Source organism: Candidatus Manganitrophus noduliformans, from assembly GCF_012184425.1.
Classification (GTDB): domain Bacteria; phylum Nitrospirota; class Nitrospiria; order SBBL01; family Manganitrophaceae; genus Manganitrophus; species Manganitrophus noduliformans.
In genome coordinates this window covers 526,966-540,970 of record NZ_VTOW01000001.1, presented here as the reverse complement: position 1 = coordinate 540,970, position 14,005 = coordinate 526,966, and the positions used below count along the sequence as shown (strand labels likewise).

The window sequence follows — 14,005 nt, the reverse complement described above, 5'->3', positions numbered from 1 at the left end:
CTCAGGGGAACCTGACCGGAAAATCATATTTTATGTGATCTCTTGCACTGATCATCCGGGAAATTGACATACACTGTATTCTATTGTAGGCTGAAAGCATACAAGGAGGTCTATGATGGCGAGTATACAGAAAAGCTTGAGGATTCCAAAGGAAGTTTTAAAGGAAATCGAGCAGATCGCCGAGGAGCGCCAAAAGGACTTTTCCAGTGTCGCCAATGAGTTGTTGGAAGAAGCCGTAAAAACCCATCGCTGTCCGGGAATTATCTTCACAGAAGGGGTCAAGGGCCGGCGGGCGAGGGTGGCCGGCACAGGCATCGAAGTATGGGAGGTAATCGCCGCTTATCAGAGTGTGGGTGAGAGCCTGCAACGGCTCCGCCAAGCCTATCACTGGTTGACCGAGCAGCAGATTCAGTCTGTCCTGGGTTATTACACAGCCTATCCGGAAGAGATCGACCGTCTGATTTCAGCGAATGAAAGCTGGACGCCGGAACGTGTTCAAAAGAAATATCCTTTCTTGCCTGCCGGCAAATAATGAAATATTACCTCGATGAAGACCTCAGTCCAAAGATTGCTGAGATACTCAGAAAGAAGGGGGTCGACACAATCAGTGCGCATGACATCGGAATGATCCAGATATCCGATCGGGAGCAATTGGAATATGCGGCTGAGAACGGCCGATGCCTTGTCACCCGAAACAGAGACGACTTTATTGCTCTGACGGTTCAATTCTTCAACGAGCATCGGCGGCATTCTGGATTGCTGGTTGTTCCGTATTCTTTTCCCGGAGACCGTTTTAGCATCATCGCCAATGCCGTTGCAAAGCACGCCTCGAATCATCCGAGCGGCATGGAATCCTACGCGGTAGATTTTCTAAAGTCTTAATGTGAGCGTTCCCGGAATTCCGCTATCCCTTTTTGATTTAATTCGTTATGATCCGAAGCGAATCGTTACTTGTTAGACCTTCATTGATCCCCGCCTATTCATGCTTTTAAACATTGAATCAGAGGAGGATGCCGATGAGCCTCACCGATGAATGGATTGCATCGACGCGGAAATTTGCGACCCGGCTTGCCGAACAGGCAGGGCGGATCAAGGCCGTTCCCCAAAAAGATATTGCGGCGCTGCGGGGCGAAGGGCAGTCGCTTCTTCGGACGCTGATCGACGGACTCCCCCTGCTCCCCGACTGCGAGGCGATGAGCGCCGTGCGCTCCTTCGGCGCCGCCGCGGGGAAGATCGATCCGGCGTCTGCAGAGCGGCTCGGCCCGGTCCTCGATGTCTCGAATCGATTGATGACATTGACCGGCAGCGGCGGCCCCGGCCCGACGGTTTGGGCGCAGGAACGCTCCGGCTTGCCCGACGTGCTCAAGGGGATTCCGCTCCCGGAAAAAGAGCGGCGGGTTGTCGATAATATGTTGTGGACGCGCGAGATGTTCGAGTCGTCGACGAAGGCGCTGGAGGGGGTGGGCGAGGAGATCGAACGGCAGGACGGCTCGGGGGAGCGCAAGGCGAAAGAGGCGGCGCGCGAGATCGAAGAGAAGGCGCAGAACCCGCCGGTGAAGCCGGGGTTCCTTCAGCGGGTGGCGACGGCGATTGCGAATTTGTTTGGGGCGATCTTTGGGTGAGGGAGCCTTTTAAGTCCCCCTTACATTCTGTTAATAAATTAGCACAATAATAATGATCAGTCTTGTAAGGCGCGTATGATCGATCTTTCATGTAAATTTCCAAGTATCTAAGATTACTTAGAATCTCTCCTATAAAACGCCACTCTTCTCCCTCAGTTAACTTTAATTATAATTTGACTTATTTAAAGTTAATCACTAAACTTTAAACATAAAAAAATCTATTTAAAGTTGATCGCCGATGAAAAACCCAAATTTCAAGGCCGGAGTCTACCGGCAACAATACGAGTACAAGAGTTTTACCCCTTCCAACATGAATATCACATTCAAATGGCAAGACCCTAAGATCGATGTGTTACTGGAGGAAGCAACGAGATTTTTAGGCGAATTGAATGCTTACTCGCTACTCGTACCCGATGTAGACTTCTTCATCCGTATGCACCTCTTCAAAGAGGCGACAACCTCTAGCCGTATCGAGGGAACGAAGACGGGTATGGATGAGGCATTACTGCCTGAAGAAGAGGTCAATCCGGAACGAAAGAATGATTGGGCTGAAGTACGAAATTACATAAAAGCGATGGATTTCGCCATTGCGAACATAGAGAAGATTCCACTCTCTATCCGGCTGCTTAAAGAGACACACAAAATTCTTCTGACAGGTGTTCGTGGCGCACACAAAAACCCTGGAGAAATTCGCACCAGCCAAAACTGGATCGGGGGCGCGAGTCTCAAGGATGCCGTATTTATTCCGCCGCATCCCAATGAGGTTCCCGAGCTTCTTAGTGATTTAGAAAAGTTCTGGTATAACAAAAATATTGAGATTCCCCATTTGATTAAGATCGCGATCAGCCATTATCAATTTGAGACCATCCACCCTTTTCTAGACGGGAATGGGCGTATCGGCCGGCTGCTCATTACGCTTTATCTTGTTTCGATGGGAATATTGCAAAAGCCGACACTCTACTTGTCGGATTTCTTCGAGAGAAATAAGGGCGCGTATTATGACGCGTTGACTGTCGTCCGAACATCCGACAATTTAGAACATTGGATTAAATTCTTTTTGGTCGGGGTCGCAGAGACAGCAAAAAACGGGAAATCAACGTTTGAAAAAATTATTGCCCTGCGACACGACTCTGAGCAGAAAATTATGTCGCTCGGAAAGCGAGCAAAGGTGGGCCAAGAACTTCTGAAGCAGCTCTATTCTCAACCGATCCTAAATACGAAACAGATCGCGGAACGATTAAACATTACTCCCCCATCGGCCAGCACGCTCGTCAAACAATTCGAGGAGATCGACATCCTTAAAGAGGTCACCGGGTTTAAGCGGAACCGTCTCTTCCAGTTTACGAAGTATCTAAGACTGTTTGAGAAATAGATACCTTTATCGAAAAATAAATCTGTTCCCTTTTCGGTCATGGGTCGAGAGGCAATCGACTCCTCGATCGCGCAGCACCTGCGCCAGAAGAGGATCAACATCCTCATCCAGATAGAGCTTGATCGAGATTATTTCTTCTTATTGAGAAGGCGGCCGGCGCACTGCCTCTTCCATGTTCTCAGCAATGTCCCTGTCTATTTCTTCGCGGTTATCGTAGTAATAGGCCAGCGCGTCGTGGATTTGCGCCAGCGTCAGATGGGGGAAATCGGCGACCAGCTCTTCCGGCGTGAGTCCGTGTTGAAGAATATAGATCACCACGGAGCGGACCGGAAAGCGGGTCCCGGCAATGATCGCGCTTCCTCCGCAAATGGCAGGGTCGCCTGTGATATGAGGATGGGTGATTCTGGACATGACATTATTCCTAAAGTATGTAAAAGAATACCATCGTTCAGGCGCCCTTGAAAAGGTTTTCATCGCGGGTCTTGTTTTGATCGAACGGCAGGACGGCTCGGGGGAGCGCAAGGCGAAAGAGGCGGCACGTGAGATCGAGGAGAAGGCGCAGAACCCGCCGGTGAAGCCGGGGTTCCTTCAGCGCGTGGCGACGGCTATTGCGAATTTGTTTGGGGCGATTTTTGGGTGAGGGGGGCTTATAGGAAGGTGATCAAAAATAAAGCCGTTTCTTGTCGGGCTAAGCCAAGATCTGTTATTGCAAGACCTGATTTTCGTCGCGAGATTTACATTTATTCCACCGCCTCTAAGACCTTCTTCAAGAATGGATGAGTCTCTTTTGTGCGGTGCTCCATAAGGACCTCGCGGCCGGCCTTACCACCATAGAGCATTAGGGCGAAGAGTGCATCATAGCGCAGCAACTGGGCCGACTCGTTCAAGAACTCCTTAACCTGTGCAACTCCCTCTGACCCCCACAGGTGTACCGCAATATAAAAACTCAGGCCTCTCTTTCTCAGATCCGGATCAATCAACAGCTCTTTTAATTGAGGATCAAAAGTGCGATCGACATGTTTGCGTAGCGCCTCGGTCGCGGCCCACCGAATGTTTGGATTATCGTGCGCCATTAGTGAGAGCAGTGGATTAACATACTTTTGCTCCAATGAATCTGAGAGCTTTTCGGTGGCAAGTCCCACAATAACCGAATTCTCACGTTTTAAAATCTCTTCAAGGCCGACCTTCTCTCGAAGCAGCCTCTGAAACTCCGCCTCTGAGAGTTCCCAATTTAGTTTCAGAATACGAGACTCGGCAAATTCTCCGTCGTAGAAATGGGGAGAAAGAAAATAGGCGTTCAGGTAATATTTAAGGGCGTTTACTTTATCTCCCTTGACCTTCATATAGAAACGGCCTATCCCGCCTTGGATCTGGTCTACATGGGGGGCAAACGCCGCCGCCTGCAGTAAGTGCCGCTCGGCTTCCTCAACGCCTTTCTCTTTTTCCAAAAACTGTATTAGCAAAGCGAGTTGAAAATGAAATAGCCCCTCGGAGGGAAAGGCCTCCAGGGCCTCCTCAAGCAGTTGCTTTGCAGCGGACGGCTCCTTCTCAATTAATTTGCTTATCCTTGCTTGATAAGCAGCCTGTGATTTTGGGTACTTCTCTGCAAACTCCCGCATTACCGTCTCAGAATTCTGCAGATCCCCTTCCTGTTGATATATCACGGCAAGCGTACTGATTTGACTGAAGTCATCCGGTCGAAGCTCAATCGCTTTCTGCAAATATTTCTTGGCCTTTTGCCAATCTTTGCGGGAGGCATATAGCTTCACAAGATCTTTGATCGTCTCAACTGCAGAGGGATCCTCTTTGTGTACTCGCAGCAGGCGCTCCTCCGCTTGAGGAGAATCCTCAGGTGCCCCTTGCATGGGAAAAATGCGTCGGAAGACAGGATCGAACTGTGCATTTCCGAATCGGCGTCTTGCATCTTCTAAAATATATAAGGCAGTAAGCTTTTCATCATGATCAGAGAAATACTTGGCAAGTTCTAAATGGGGTTCCGGCTCGAGAAAAGAGATGGCGAGACGCTCACGTAGATGAGCCAAATCTTTCTCCTCGGCCAGCGCTGGATTGGGCAGCATTAAAAAGAGAAGGATCGAAAAAATTGTTTTCAACTTACCTGAGAAATGCACCGTCTTGCCTTTGGAAAACCATCGTTTCAACGTAAAAAACCATTCCGCTCGTTTTTCGATTACTGTCATGCCTCGCAAAAGAAGCGATGGACAGGATTAAAAAAGCACCATTAATGGGCTTTACAGAAGCCCATAATATGCCATTGCGGAAGATAAAAAACAATATTATTCCTATCTGTTATGGATTGCGGCGGGCTCGGCGCCAACGATCTGGGCGCGAGCGCTCCGGATTGCCCGATGTTCTCAAACGGGTCCTGCTCCCGGGGAGAACGCGGCAGGACGGCTCGGGGGAGCGCAAGGCGAAAGAGGCGGCGCGTGAGATCGAGGAGAAGGCGCAGAACCCGCCGGTGAAGCCGGTTCCTTCAGCGGGTGGCGACGGCGATTGCGAATTTGTTTGGGGCGATATTTAGTATTTTAGAGCAAATGGAAGCGGCGAGCGGATTCGAACTGCTGATTTCTTTTCGATCTATTGATAAGAGTCAAAATATAGTCGCTTCGATTCTTCGACGGAGACGCTCAAACAGATCCGAGGAATCCTCCCATAATATATGGTTGAATTGTCTTGTATCAAAGTGGAGGTCGTCTTTATGATCTTGTCTACAGGTCCAGATAACAGGGAGGCCGAGACCAAGCGCAAATCCCGCTTCAAAATAGACTCCTCCACGGTGACCGGTAAAGTCCGCAACTAGAAAACGGCTTTTTCGAATTTCAGAAATAATTCTATCATCTATTTTTTCGTTGTGTTCTTTCACATCAACTCGCACAACCTCGTAACCACAAACTTCAATCGCTTTCTTGAACCCATGGCTATAAGAATCATTGAGGTTCGTATTAAACCACATAGCAACGAACGCTTGTTCCGAATTTTTACCAATTCTCCGACTTTCCATTTCAGCCAGTTTGTTCCAACCATGAACCGATATTGTTACCGAAGAAATACCCACAGGAGTATTTTTACATTCGATCCACTCGGCATCAACAAGCGCCATGAGAATAAAATTATATGCCTCTCTACTCTCCGCAAAAAGAATTGGATAGTCGTCATTTTGATTGATGTAGTCCAAATGACCAGGTATCCCTGAAGAATTAAGATATAAATTTTTAAGAGCTCTCTCTAATCGCTCCGAAACAGTTCTTGGAAAAAGGGAAATTATCTCATCAGCACTGATGGCGGGTTCGGCTGAAACCTGAGCAATCTCTCTATTACTCACGATTGTAATTCTCGGTTTTTTCTCAAGAGATCTTTCCCTTGTAAAGGCAGAGATTTTAGCTTTATCGACCGCTGTTAACGATTTGAGGTTTATAGAAGATTGCCTACTAATAGAGTAGTCACCGCAGACGTGACAGTCATATTCGTTCACATCTTTTGTACCGACTGATTTTGATGGTACATTTAATTTTCCACAAATCGGGCATTCTGCCACGTCTCGTCCTTCCTATAAGAAGAAACCTTCTTAAGATCAATTCCGAGTTACTTACAATATAGTGATCGATCGAGTTGAAGGGTTAGGACTATCGACTAATTTAAAACGAGTGAGTTTTTGCTTGGGGACAGAAAATTTGGAGAATTTTTTGTCTAAGTTAAGTGTTGATCTTATTTATAAAAAACCTGGTGCCGAAGGGGGGACTCGAACCCCCACGGGGTCACCCCCACTAGACCCTGAACCTAGCGTGTCTACCAATTCCACCACTTCGGCTTTTTAGACGGGAGGGATCGGAGGAGGTCTCCGATCCCCGCATTCTTATAACAAATTCGGGGGAGAGAGTCAATCAATTGCGGAATTTGGAATGGGGCTCTTCGCCCCAAACCCCACCGCGGGGGGTGCGTGCCCACCCCCCTTCGGATTCCCAGGGCAGCCGGGGGGAAAGTACCCCCCCAGCTCCCCCCGGCTACGGTCAGAACTCGCACCCCCACGGAGGGGCATCGTGGATGGTGCTTCAGACAGCTGACCTAATAGGGTAGGTGGAACGATTTGATTTGTAGTGGGCCTCTGCGTCCTCGCTCCACCCATCCCCCAGTGGGTCCCTTGCGCTGCGGGCGCAGAGGCCCACAGAACATCACCCCGAATTCTATGAATTAAATCAAAACCCAAGAGCGAAGAGCGTGCGCGTCATGGGCGTTCTGTGCCCCCATTCTCCTGCGTTCTTCTGTCCAGACGTTTTATCTACCAAATCAGGTCACCATTGTTTGAAGCACAATCCACGGTGCTCTTCCGTGCGTTGTGCGAGTTGTGACCGTGGGGGGTGCTGGGGGGCGGTAGCCCCCGCTGCCCTGGGAATCCAAAGGGGGTTGGGCACGCAACCCCCTTGGCGGGGGGTGGGGCGAGGAGCCCCACGACTTTGATCTTGCAATTGATTCTCGCAGCTGGGGGGGCTTGGGGCAACGCCCCATTCCAACGCTCTTATTCCCGCGTCGCCGGATCGATCACAACACTTTCCTTCCGAAACTGAAAATAAAGAAGCAGATCGTACACCCCCTTCAACCCGGCCGCCAGGAAGAACGGCGCCGCCGCCGACACCGATTGAATCAGCACGCCGGTGACGGAGGGAGCAACCGCCTGGGTGAGGCTTCGCGAAAGGAGCGTGATGGAGGCCGCCGCCGTCCGCTCCGAAGGGGCCACCAGGGCGACCGTATAGGCTTGCCGGGTCGGGACATCCATCTGGGAGAGGGCCATCCGCGCCAGATAAAACCCGACCGCAATTTCAAAGGTGGGCGACAGCGGCACCAAAATGAGGAGGAGATGCGAGAGAAGATGGGTCGAGACCATCGTCTCCAGCAGACCGATCCGGTCGGCCAGGCGCGCCGCGACCAGGAACGAGAGCGACGTCAAAATCCCGGCGACAAAGAAGAGGGTCGAGAGGGTCTGCAGCGAAACATTGAACCGGGTATAAAACCAGTAGGCCACCAGGCTCTGAAGGACGAAGCCGCCGGCGAAGGCATCGAGAGAAAAGAGAAGCGACAAGCGCGTGACCCGCTTGCGCGAGGTGGGGCTGAGGCGCTGCGGCGAAAGGGGCGCCGTCTCCCCCTCCACCTGCCCGGTCAGCCTCCACGCCATCCAGGCCGAAACCAATCCGAGAAACGTATAGAGAAGAAAGAGCGGCTGAAAACTCGCGACGGAAGAGAGCCCGGCCCGCTCCAGCCATCCGGGGAGCCCCCCGACCAGCGTGCCGGTGGCGGTGGCGAGCAGCCCCGCCATGTTATAAAAGGCGAAGAGCTGATTCCGCTTTCCCTCCGGCCCGACCTGCGCCAGGACCGCCTGCTCGATCGAAAGAAACGGCCCGATCTCATAGCCGGTGGCATTGATCGCGCCGATAAAGGCGGCGATGAGGAAAAAGAGCGGCCGGTCCGAAAAAGCAAAGAGGAGCCCGGAGGCCGCCATCAGCAGGCTGAAGAGAATCAAGATCCGCCGGCGCCCGAGCCGGTCGGCATAGAGGGCGGTCAGGACCGTAAAAACGGTCCCCCCCAGAATGCTGAGGGTCATCACCGCGCCGATCGCGATCTCGGAGAGGCCGCGCTGCTTTAAATAAATCGCCAGGACAAAACTGACGAAGCCGTACGCGAAGGCGCGGAGCATCCGCGCGGCGATCAGCAGCGTTCCATCCCGGCCCAACCAGTGAAGGGACATCCCTCTCCCCCGAATCAACGCCTGGCCAGGGCGCAGCCGATTTTTCGCTCGGGCCGATACGATTCCTTCGTTTGACGAAGAGAAGGAATCCCCGAATCATCCATCGCATTGATCCATTGAAATGCGGTCAGGCTTTGGCAGAAGGAACGGAAGAGATAGGCGGCGGCCCCCTTCCATTTCAGATCGGCGACTTCTAAGAGAATACAGAAGGTCTCGCGGTCTTGCGGGAAGCCGAAGGTATACCCGGCCAACGCGCCCGACACTTCGACGACCCAGCCGGTCAGACCGAGGACCTCCGCCTCCGAGAGAGCATGCCGGTGAACCGATTCCGAATCTTGGATCATCCGGCGATAGATCGGATCGGGATGCCGCGCGATTCGATCTTCGACCCATCTTTCCAAAAGCCCCCGCGCCGCCGCTTCATCGGAAGAACGATAGGCGCGGCCGATCGGGTGATGCTTCTCGAAAGCATTACAGGCGGCCCGCTTCGCCTTGTATCGATCCCCCTTCAGCGCGGCCAGCGCGGCGCGCCGGTAGAGATACTCCGGCGCTTTCCATTCGGTCGTAAGGTCGCACGCCTGATAAAAACCGATCTCGGTCTCGGCGATATTTTCGATCCGGGAGATCGCCCGGTCGGGATTCTTCCGGTCCATCCGGTCGAAACAGTCGAGGATCACCGTCCGATCGGGGGGGCCGAGCGGCGGCAGCGGCATGTAGAGACAGCGGTCGTATTCGGCGAAGAGGAGAAAGTGGTCCCGATGAACGGCCCATTGAAACGAAAAGTGATCCCGCCAGAGGAAGTGGGCCGGAAAAGCGTAGGCCGAAAGGGGGGCGCCGGTCTGTTCGAGATAGTTTTCAAAAAGGGGCCGGGTGTCGCGTTGAAGCGGCTTCAGGTCGATCATGGTTGGATGGAAGAGTGATCTCGGCCGACCGCCTCGGTGATCCGTTCAAGCGGCCGGACGATGATGACATCGTCCTGATAGGGGCCGATCAGCGCCGGATGGGTCGCAAGGATCGGTAGGATCGACGCCGACTCCAGAAAGGCCGCCACCTCCTCGGCATCGACCTTCATTTCGGGATCGGCCGCATGCATCTGGATGAAGGGACATTTGGTGTCGATTCCCAAGACCACCCCCCCTTCCGGATCGCGTAAGATGGCAAAAGGATAGATCCGGCAATCGAGCGGCCGCTCGCCGTAAATTTTGCAATATTGAGTCTGAGGATCGAAGTAAGGACAGATGCACCCCTCGCCGTGGTGCTGAAGCTTGATTTTGGAGCCGGCCGCGGGGGAGTAAAAAAACCGCGCCTGCTCGGGCCCCAGCCGCGCGATTTCATCTTGCGTGAAGAAGGGGGCGAGAAAGCTCGTCTCCTCCGGAAAGCGGCAGCAGACGTCGCAGGTGAGACAGAGGGAGGAAGGGACGATCTGCTTGAGGGGGCGATATTTCTCAACGAGGGAATCTTGTTTCATTGAATACCTACCAAGGTGTTGGAAATGCTTGATCCGTCATTCCCGAATGTTTAATCGGGAATCCAGTTCTTTTGAAATTAATAAATTCTGGATTCCCGCTTTCGCGGGAATGACGGCTTAACAAAATACAAATACTTTCCAACAACCTGCTAATCGAATAAAGAAAGGGGGAGGCTTTCACCTCCCCCTGTTCAAGTCGAAGTTGCTCATAAGCCGAGTTCTGTTCCCCGACAGGACACCCCAAAAAGCAGGCTTTTTGGGGACCCCGGAAGTCGGGGTGATGATCATTTCTCTGGACCGTCTGTTGCCAGCCGGTTCTAGCGACCTTACCCGAGAGCTCGGGCGGGCCGCCCTTAGAAGAAGGCTTTCGCCTCCCTCGTGCTCTCCTATTTGGTCTTGCTCCGGGTGGGGTTTACCATGCCTTCGATGTCGCCATCGAAGCGGTGAGCTCTTACCTCGCCGTTTCACCCTTACCGGGCATCCGTAGGATGCCAGGCGGTTTATTTTCTGTGGCACTTTCCTTAGGGTCGCCCCCAGTCGCCGTTAGCGACCACCCTGCCCTTTGGAGCTCGGACTTTCCTCCCCCGCGCCAGGATCGTGAGATCCTGCCGAGAGCGATCATCTGAGCCACTTCGCCAACCGATCTTACACTCTTTTCGTATTCTTGTCGATAGCCTCGTTGGCCAGGGCATCGGCCTCGCTGTTCTCCCTCCTCGGGATATAATGGAACCGGACCGCCCCCTCCGGCCACTGCCGGCGCAGCTGCTGCGCTTTCTGGACCAGCGGAATGATCCCCGGATGTTTCACCTTGTATTCTCCCGTCATCTGGCGGACGACCAATTGGGAATCGAGGTAGAAGTCGATCTCCTGCGGCCGATGCTTCCGGGCCTCCTCCAACGCGCGAATCAGCGCCGTATACTCCGCCACATTGTTCGTGGCGATGCCGAGATATTCCGAGAGTGTTTCAATCGTCTCGGCCCGCTCATTTTTAATCACCACGCCGATGCTCGCCTCCCCCGGATTGTTGCGGGAGGCGCCGTCGGTGTAGATCGATAATTTCGCCATGGGTTAGGTCGGTGCAGGGAACAAAATGCGATGGCAGTAGGTGCAGGCGAGGACTTTCTCCCCTTTCCTCACCTCGGCCACCAATTGGGGGGGGAGGCTGAAATGACAACCGCTGCAGATGTTTCCTTTCAGGGCCACCACGGCCAGCCCTCTTTTCGTCGCGGCCAGCCGCTTGTATTCCTGAAGGAGATTCTTTCCGACCTTCTCGCTCAGGGCGGTCCGCTCTTGCTCAAGCCCCTTCATCGACTCCGACTTGCTCTTGAGCGCATTTTCCAACCCCTCTTTTTCGGCGCGGAACTTCTTCTCCTCCTCGGCCACCACCTTTTCCTGCGCCGCCGCCTCTTTTTTCACGGCGTCGGCCCGGTCCATCGCGACCAGAAGCTCTTCCTCGATCTTTCCCTTCTCCGCATTGGCCGATTCAATCTCGTGCAGATGGGTCTGATATTCTTTATTGGTCTTCAGCTCGGTGAGCCGTCCCTTGAGCTTGGTGATCTTCTCCTCCGCCGACTGGAGGGCCTGCTCTTTCTCTTTCCGCTCCTTCGTCGCCTGATCGAGCGCGCTTTTTAATTTGGCCAGCGTCTCCTTCGCCTGCTCCAACGGCTGCTGGGCGATCTGGAGCCGCTCCGGGAGCATCTTCTCCTCTTCGTGGTACTGGTTCAACTGGCGGTCCAACTCTTGAAGCCCCATCAACAGTGCAAGCGGCTCTTTCACGATCTCTCCCAACGACCTTTCTCCCAGAGCAGGAACTCCGGATATGGTGGGCCCACCAGGATTCGAACCTGGGACCAACCGGTTATGAGCCGGCGGCTCTAACCGCTGAGCTATGGGCCCGGTTTCGTTACTCGTGATACGTTCATCGTTAAACGTGAAGAAAGAGATATCCGAGTAACGAATACCGATGAACGTTCACTCACAGGCTTTCGACGAAACTCTTCAGCCGTTTGCTTCGGCTCGGATGGCGGAGCTTGCGCAGCGCCTTCGCTTCGATCTGCCGGATTCTCTCTCGCGTGACCTCGAAATCCTGGCCGACCTCTTCCAAGGTGTGGTCGGTCGACTCGCCGATTCCGAAGCGTTTTCTCAAGACCTTCTCCTCCCGGGGGGTCAACGTCTGAAGGACGCTGTTGATCTGCCGCTGCAGATCGTACCGGATCGCCGCATCGAGCGGGGAGATGACTTTCTTGTCCTCGATAAAATCGCCCAGATGGGAATCTTCTTCTTCTCCGATCGGCGTTTCCAGGGAGATCGGCTCCTTGGCGATCTTGAGGATTTTTCTCACCTTCTCGAGGGGGAGGTCCATCTTCTCCGCGATCTCTTCCGGAGAGGGCTCCCTTCCGAGCTCCTGCACCAGCTGCCGGGAGGTCCGGATCAACTTGTTGATCGTCTCGATCATATGGACCGGAATGCGGATGGTCCGCGCCTGGTCGGCGATGGCCCGTGTGATCGCCTGCCGGATCCACCAGGTGGCATAGGTCGAGAATTTATAGCCCCGCTTGTACTCGAATTTATCGACCGCCTTCATCAGGCCGATGTTTCCTTCCTGAATCAGATCGAGGAACTGGAGGCCGCGGTTGGTATATTTTTTCGCGATGCTGACGACCAGGCGGAGGTTGGCTTCCACCAGCTCGCTCTTCGCGAGCTTCATCTTCTGCTCCGCTTGAGAGAGCTGGCGGATCGAATCTTTCAGCTCCTCGGCGGTGACCAACGCCGCTTCCTCTACCTCGCGGACCCGCTTTCGGGCGTTCCGATAGATCTTTTCGATCTCCAGGATCTGCTCCTCCGAAAGATTGACCTTTTTCTCGACGGCCCGCATCTCTCTTCGCCCCTGCTTCGCTTTTTTGAAGAGGGCGTTCAGCTCCTCGCTCGCGACCCCCATCTTCCGCTTGCAAAGGGTCACCTCCCGTTCCGCATGGATGATCTTATCGGCCAGGGAGCGAAGCTCTTCGATCAGCCCCTCGATCACGCGAGGATGCAGGTTCATCGCCTCGATCTTTTCGATCACCTTTCCGCGCCCCTCTTTGAGGGTCTCCTGGGCGAGCTTCTTCGCCTTTTCGCTCCGGGCGGAGCGTTTCGTCCGCTCCACCAACCGGATGTAATCGCGCTGGCGATTCTTGAGCTGATTCATCAATTCGAGCGTTTTGGTTTTAAGCTCTTTTTCGTCCTGCTCCACAACCTCAAATTCTTCCTCCGGCATGGAGACGACATCGCCGATCGGAATCTGATCGGTCTTGAGCTCTTCTCCGAACGTCAACACCTTTTGGATGGCGATCGGAAGCCCGAAGACGATGTTGGAGATCTCTTTCTTCCCCTCCTCGATCCGCTTCGCGATCTCGATCTCCCCCTCCCTGGAAAGAAGCGGCACCGAGCCGATCTCGCGGAGATAAAGGCGGACCGGATCGTCGGTCCGGCTGACCGCGCCGGGGGTCAAATCGATCTCCTTTTCCCTCTCCTCGCCGACGACCTCTTCGTCGACCTCCTCGATCTCCTCGACATCTTCGACCTCTTCGTCCGATTCGACCGCCATCCGCTGGAACCGGCCGGCCTCCTCGGGGTCGATCACTTCGATATCCATCTCGCCGAACATCATCATGATATGGTCGAGCTGATCGGAAGAGAGAACATCGGCCGGAAGGGCGTTGTTCAATTCCTCATACGTGAGGAAGCCTTTCTCTTTGCCTAAAGAGATCAGCTGTTTGACTTCTTCCATCTTTTCTTCTTTGGACATG

Annotated in this window: 15 protein-coding genes, 2 tRNA genes and 1 other RNA gene; 6 read left to right on the top strand and 12 right to left on the bottom strand. The window is 53.5% G+C overall.

From position 1 onward, the window contains the following. Positions 1–112 precede the first annotated feature (112 nt). The 4 genes from MNODULE_RS02600 to MNODULE_RS02585 all read left to right on the top strand — a co-directional run bounded on the left by MNODULE_RS02600 (position 113) and on the right by MNODULE_RS02585 (position 2,994). Positions 113–532 carry a DUF433 domain-containing protein gene (locus tag MNODULE_RS02600; RefSeq protein WP_168057925.1) on the top strand — a complete coding sequence of 140 codons (420 nt, stop codon included), beginning with the start codon at positions 113–115 and terminating at the stop codon, positions 530–532. Continuing rightward, positions 532–882 (top strand): DUF5615 family PIN-like protein, encoded by a 351-nt coding sequence (locus MNODULE_RS02595; RefSeq protein ID WP_168057924.1) that lies wholly within the window; start codon positions 532–534, stop codon positions 880–882. Before MNODULE_RS02600 ends, MNODULE_RS02595 begins: the two co-directional genes overlap by 1 nt. A gap of 134 nt (positions 883–1,016) precedes the next feature. Continuing rightward, positions 1,017–1,622: a hypothetical protein gene (locus tag MNODULE_RS02590; protein WP_168057923.1), complete on the top strand. Its 606-nt coding sequence runs from the start codon at positions 1,017–1,019 to the stop codon at positions 1,620–1,622. Between the two features lie 238 nt (positions 1,623–1,860). Next, positions 1,861–2,994 (top strand): Fic family protein, encoded by a 1,134-nt coding sequence (locus MNODULE_RS02585; RefSeq protein ID WP_168057922.1) that lies wholly within the window; start codon positions 1,861–1,863, stop codon positions 2,992–2,994. 138 nt (positions 2,995–3,132) lie between these two features. Here the strand turns inward: MNODULE_RS02585 and MNODULE_RS02580 are convergent, their stop codons facing one another. Beyond that, a complete protein-coding gene (locus MNODULE_RS02580; RefSeq protein WP_168057921.1) occupies positions 3,133–3,405 on the bottom strand; it encodes a DUF433 domain-containing protein in 273 nt (90 codons plus the stop codon). On the opposite strand from MNODULE_RS02580, the gene MNODULE_RS02575 reads away from it, so the two are divergent. Next, positions 3,404–3,634, top strand: coding sequence for a hypothetical protein (locus MNODULE_RS02575; RefSeq protein WP_168057920.1), 231 nt, complete (start codon positions 3,404–3,406; stop codon positions 3,632–3,634). The genes MNODULE_RS02580 and MNODULE_RS02575 overlap by 2 nt on opposite strands. A gap of 100 nt (positions 3,635–3,734) precedes the next feature. Here MNODULE_RS02575 and MNODULE_RS02570 read toward each other — a convergent pair whose 3' ends face one another. After that, a complete protein-coding gene (locus MNODULE_RS02570; protein WP_168057919.1) occupies positions 3,735–5,192 on the bottom strand; it encodes a HEAT repeat domain-containing protein in 1,458 nt (485 codons plus the stop codon). A 161-nt stretch (positions 5,193–5,353) separates the two neighbouring features. Between MNODULE_RS02570 and MNODULE_RS02565 the strand changes: the two genes are divergently transcribed. Beyond that, positions 5,354–5,533, top strand: a complete 180-nt coding sequence (locus MNODULE_RS02565) for a hypothetical protein (RefSeq protein WP_168057918.1) — start codon at positions 5,354–5,356, stop codon at positions 5,531–5,533. 69 nt (positions 5,534–5,602) lie between these two features. Here the strand turns inward: MNODULE_RS02565 and MNODULE_RS02560 are convergent, their stop codons facing one another. The 10 genes from MNODULE_RS02560 to rpoD form a co-directional block, all read right to left on the bottom strand. Further along, positions 5,603–6,547 carry a hypothetical protein gene (locus MNODULE_RS02560; protein ID WP_168057917.1) on the bottom strand — a complete coding sequence of 315 codons (945 nt, stop codon included), beginning with the start codon at positions 6,545–6,547 and terminating at the stop codon, positions 5,603–5,605. 186 nt (positions 6,548–6,733) lie between these two features. Beyond that, positions 6,734–6,820: transfer RNA gene (locus MNODULE_RS02555), tRNA-Leu, on the bottom strand. Positions 6,821–7,525: 705 nt separating this feature from the next. Next, positions 7,526–8,749, bottom strand: a complete 1,224-nt coding sequence (locus tag MNODULE_RS02550) for an MFS transporter (protein ID WP_168057916.1) — start codon at positions 8,747–8,749, stop codon at positions 7,526–7,528. A gap of 14 nt (positions 8,750–8,763) precedes the next feature. Then, positions 8,764–9,651, bottom strand: coding sequence for a phosphatidylglycerol lysyltransferase domain-containing protein (locus MNODULE_RS02545; protein ID WP_168057915.1), 888 nt, complete (start codon positions 9,649–9,651; stop codon positions 8,764–8,766). Next, positions 9,648–10,217 carry a YkgJ family cysteine cluster protein gene (locus tag MNODULE_RS02540; protein WP_168057914.1) on the bottom strand — a complete coding sequence of 190 codons (570 nt, stop codon included), beginning with the start codon at positions 10,215–10,217 and terminating at the stop codon, positions 9,648–9,650. The genes MNODULE_RS02545 and MNODULE_RS02540 overlap by 4 nt, the downstream gene beginning before the upstream one ends. Positions 10,218–10,411: 194 nt before the next feature. Continuing rightward, positions 10,412–10,851, bottom strand: an RNA gene (rnpB, locus tag MNODULE_RS02535) — RNase P RNA component class A. A gap of 11 nt (positions 10,852–10,862) precedes the next feature. After that, positions 10,863–11,282, bottom strand: a complete 420-nt coding sequence (locus tag MNODULE_RS02530; RefSeq protein WP_168057913.1) for a ribonuclease HI family protein — start codon at positions 11,280–11,282, stop codon at positions 10,863–10,865. A 3-nt stretch (positions 11,283–11,285) separates the two neighbouring features. Then, positions 11,286–11,993: a zinc ribbon domain-containing protein gene (locus MNODULE_RS25200; RefSeq protein WP_168057912.1), complete on the bottom strand. Its 708-nt coding sequence runs from the start codon at positions 11,991–11,993 to the stop codon at positions 11,286–11,288. Positions 11,994–12,037: 44 nt separating this feature from the next. After that, positions 12,038–12,113: transfer RNA gene (locus MNODULE_RS02520), tRNA-Ile, on the bottom strand. Between the two features lie 79 nt (positions 12,114–12,192). Next, positions 12,193–14,004 carry an RNA polymerase sigma factor RpoD gene (rpoD, locus tag MNODULE_RS02515; protein ID WP_168057911.1) on the bottom strand — a complete coding sequence of 604 codons (1,812 nt, stop codon included), beginning with the start codon at positions 14,002–14,004 and terminating at the stop codon, positions 12,193–12,195. Position 14,005: the final 1 nt, after the last annotated feature.

What these genes read in the sequence shown, in the direction of transcription:
- MNODULE_RS02540 (WP_168057914.1), bottom strand. Translation starts at nt 10,217, where the DNA reads ATGAAACAAGATTCCCTCGTTGAGAAATATCGCCCCCTCAAGCAGATC.
- MNODULE_RS02550 (WP_168057916.1), bottom strand. Translation starts at nt 8,749, where the DNA reads ATGTCCCTTCACTGGTTGGGCCGGGATGGAACGCTGCTGATCGCCGCG.
- MNODULE_RS02570 (WP_168057919.1), bottom strand. Translation starts at nt 5,192, where the DNA reads ATGACAGTAATCGAAAAACGAGCGGAATGGTTTTTTACGTTGAAACGA.
- MNODULE_RS02595 (WP_168057924.1), top strand. Translation starts at nt 532, where the DNA reads ATGAAATATTACCTCGATGAAGACCTCAGTCCAAAGATTGCTGAGATA.
- rpoD (WP_168057911.1), bottom strand. Translation starts at nt 14,004, where the DNA reads ATGTCCAAAGAAGAAAAGATGGAAGAAGTCAAACAGCTGATCTCTTTA.
- MNODULE_RS02545 (WP_168057915.1), bottom strand. Translation starts at nt 9,651, where the DNA reads ATGATCGACCTGAAGCCGCTTCAACGCGACACCCGGCCCCTTTTTGAA.
- MNODULE_RS02585 (WP_168057922.1), top strand. Translation starts at nt 1,861, where the DNA reads ATGAAAAACCCAAATTTCAAGGCCGGAGTCTACCGGCAACAATACGAG.
- MNODULE_RS02580 (WP_168057921.1), bottom strand. Translation starts at nt 3,405, where the DNA reads ATGTCCAGAATCACCCATCCTCATATCACAGGCGACCCTGCCATTTGC.
- MNODULE_RS02600 (WP_168057925.1), top strand. Translation starts at nt 113, where the DNA reads ATGATGGCGAGTATACAGAAAAGCTTGAGGATTCCAAAGGAAGTTTTA.
- MNODULE_RS02530 (WP_168057913.1), bottom strand. Translation starts at nt 11,282, where the DNA reads ATGGCGAAATTATCGATCTACACCGACGGCGCCTCCCGCAACAATCCG.
- MNODULE_RS02590 (WP_168057923.1), top strand. Translation starts at nt 1,017, where the DNA reads ATGAGCCTCACCGATGAATGGATTGCATCGACGCGGAAATTTGCGACC.
- MNODULE_RS02575 (WP_168057920.1), top strand. Translation starts at nt 3,404, where the DNA reads ATGACATTATTCCTAAAGTATGTAAAAGAATACCATCGTTCAGGCGCC.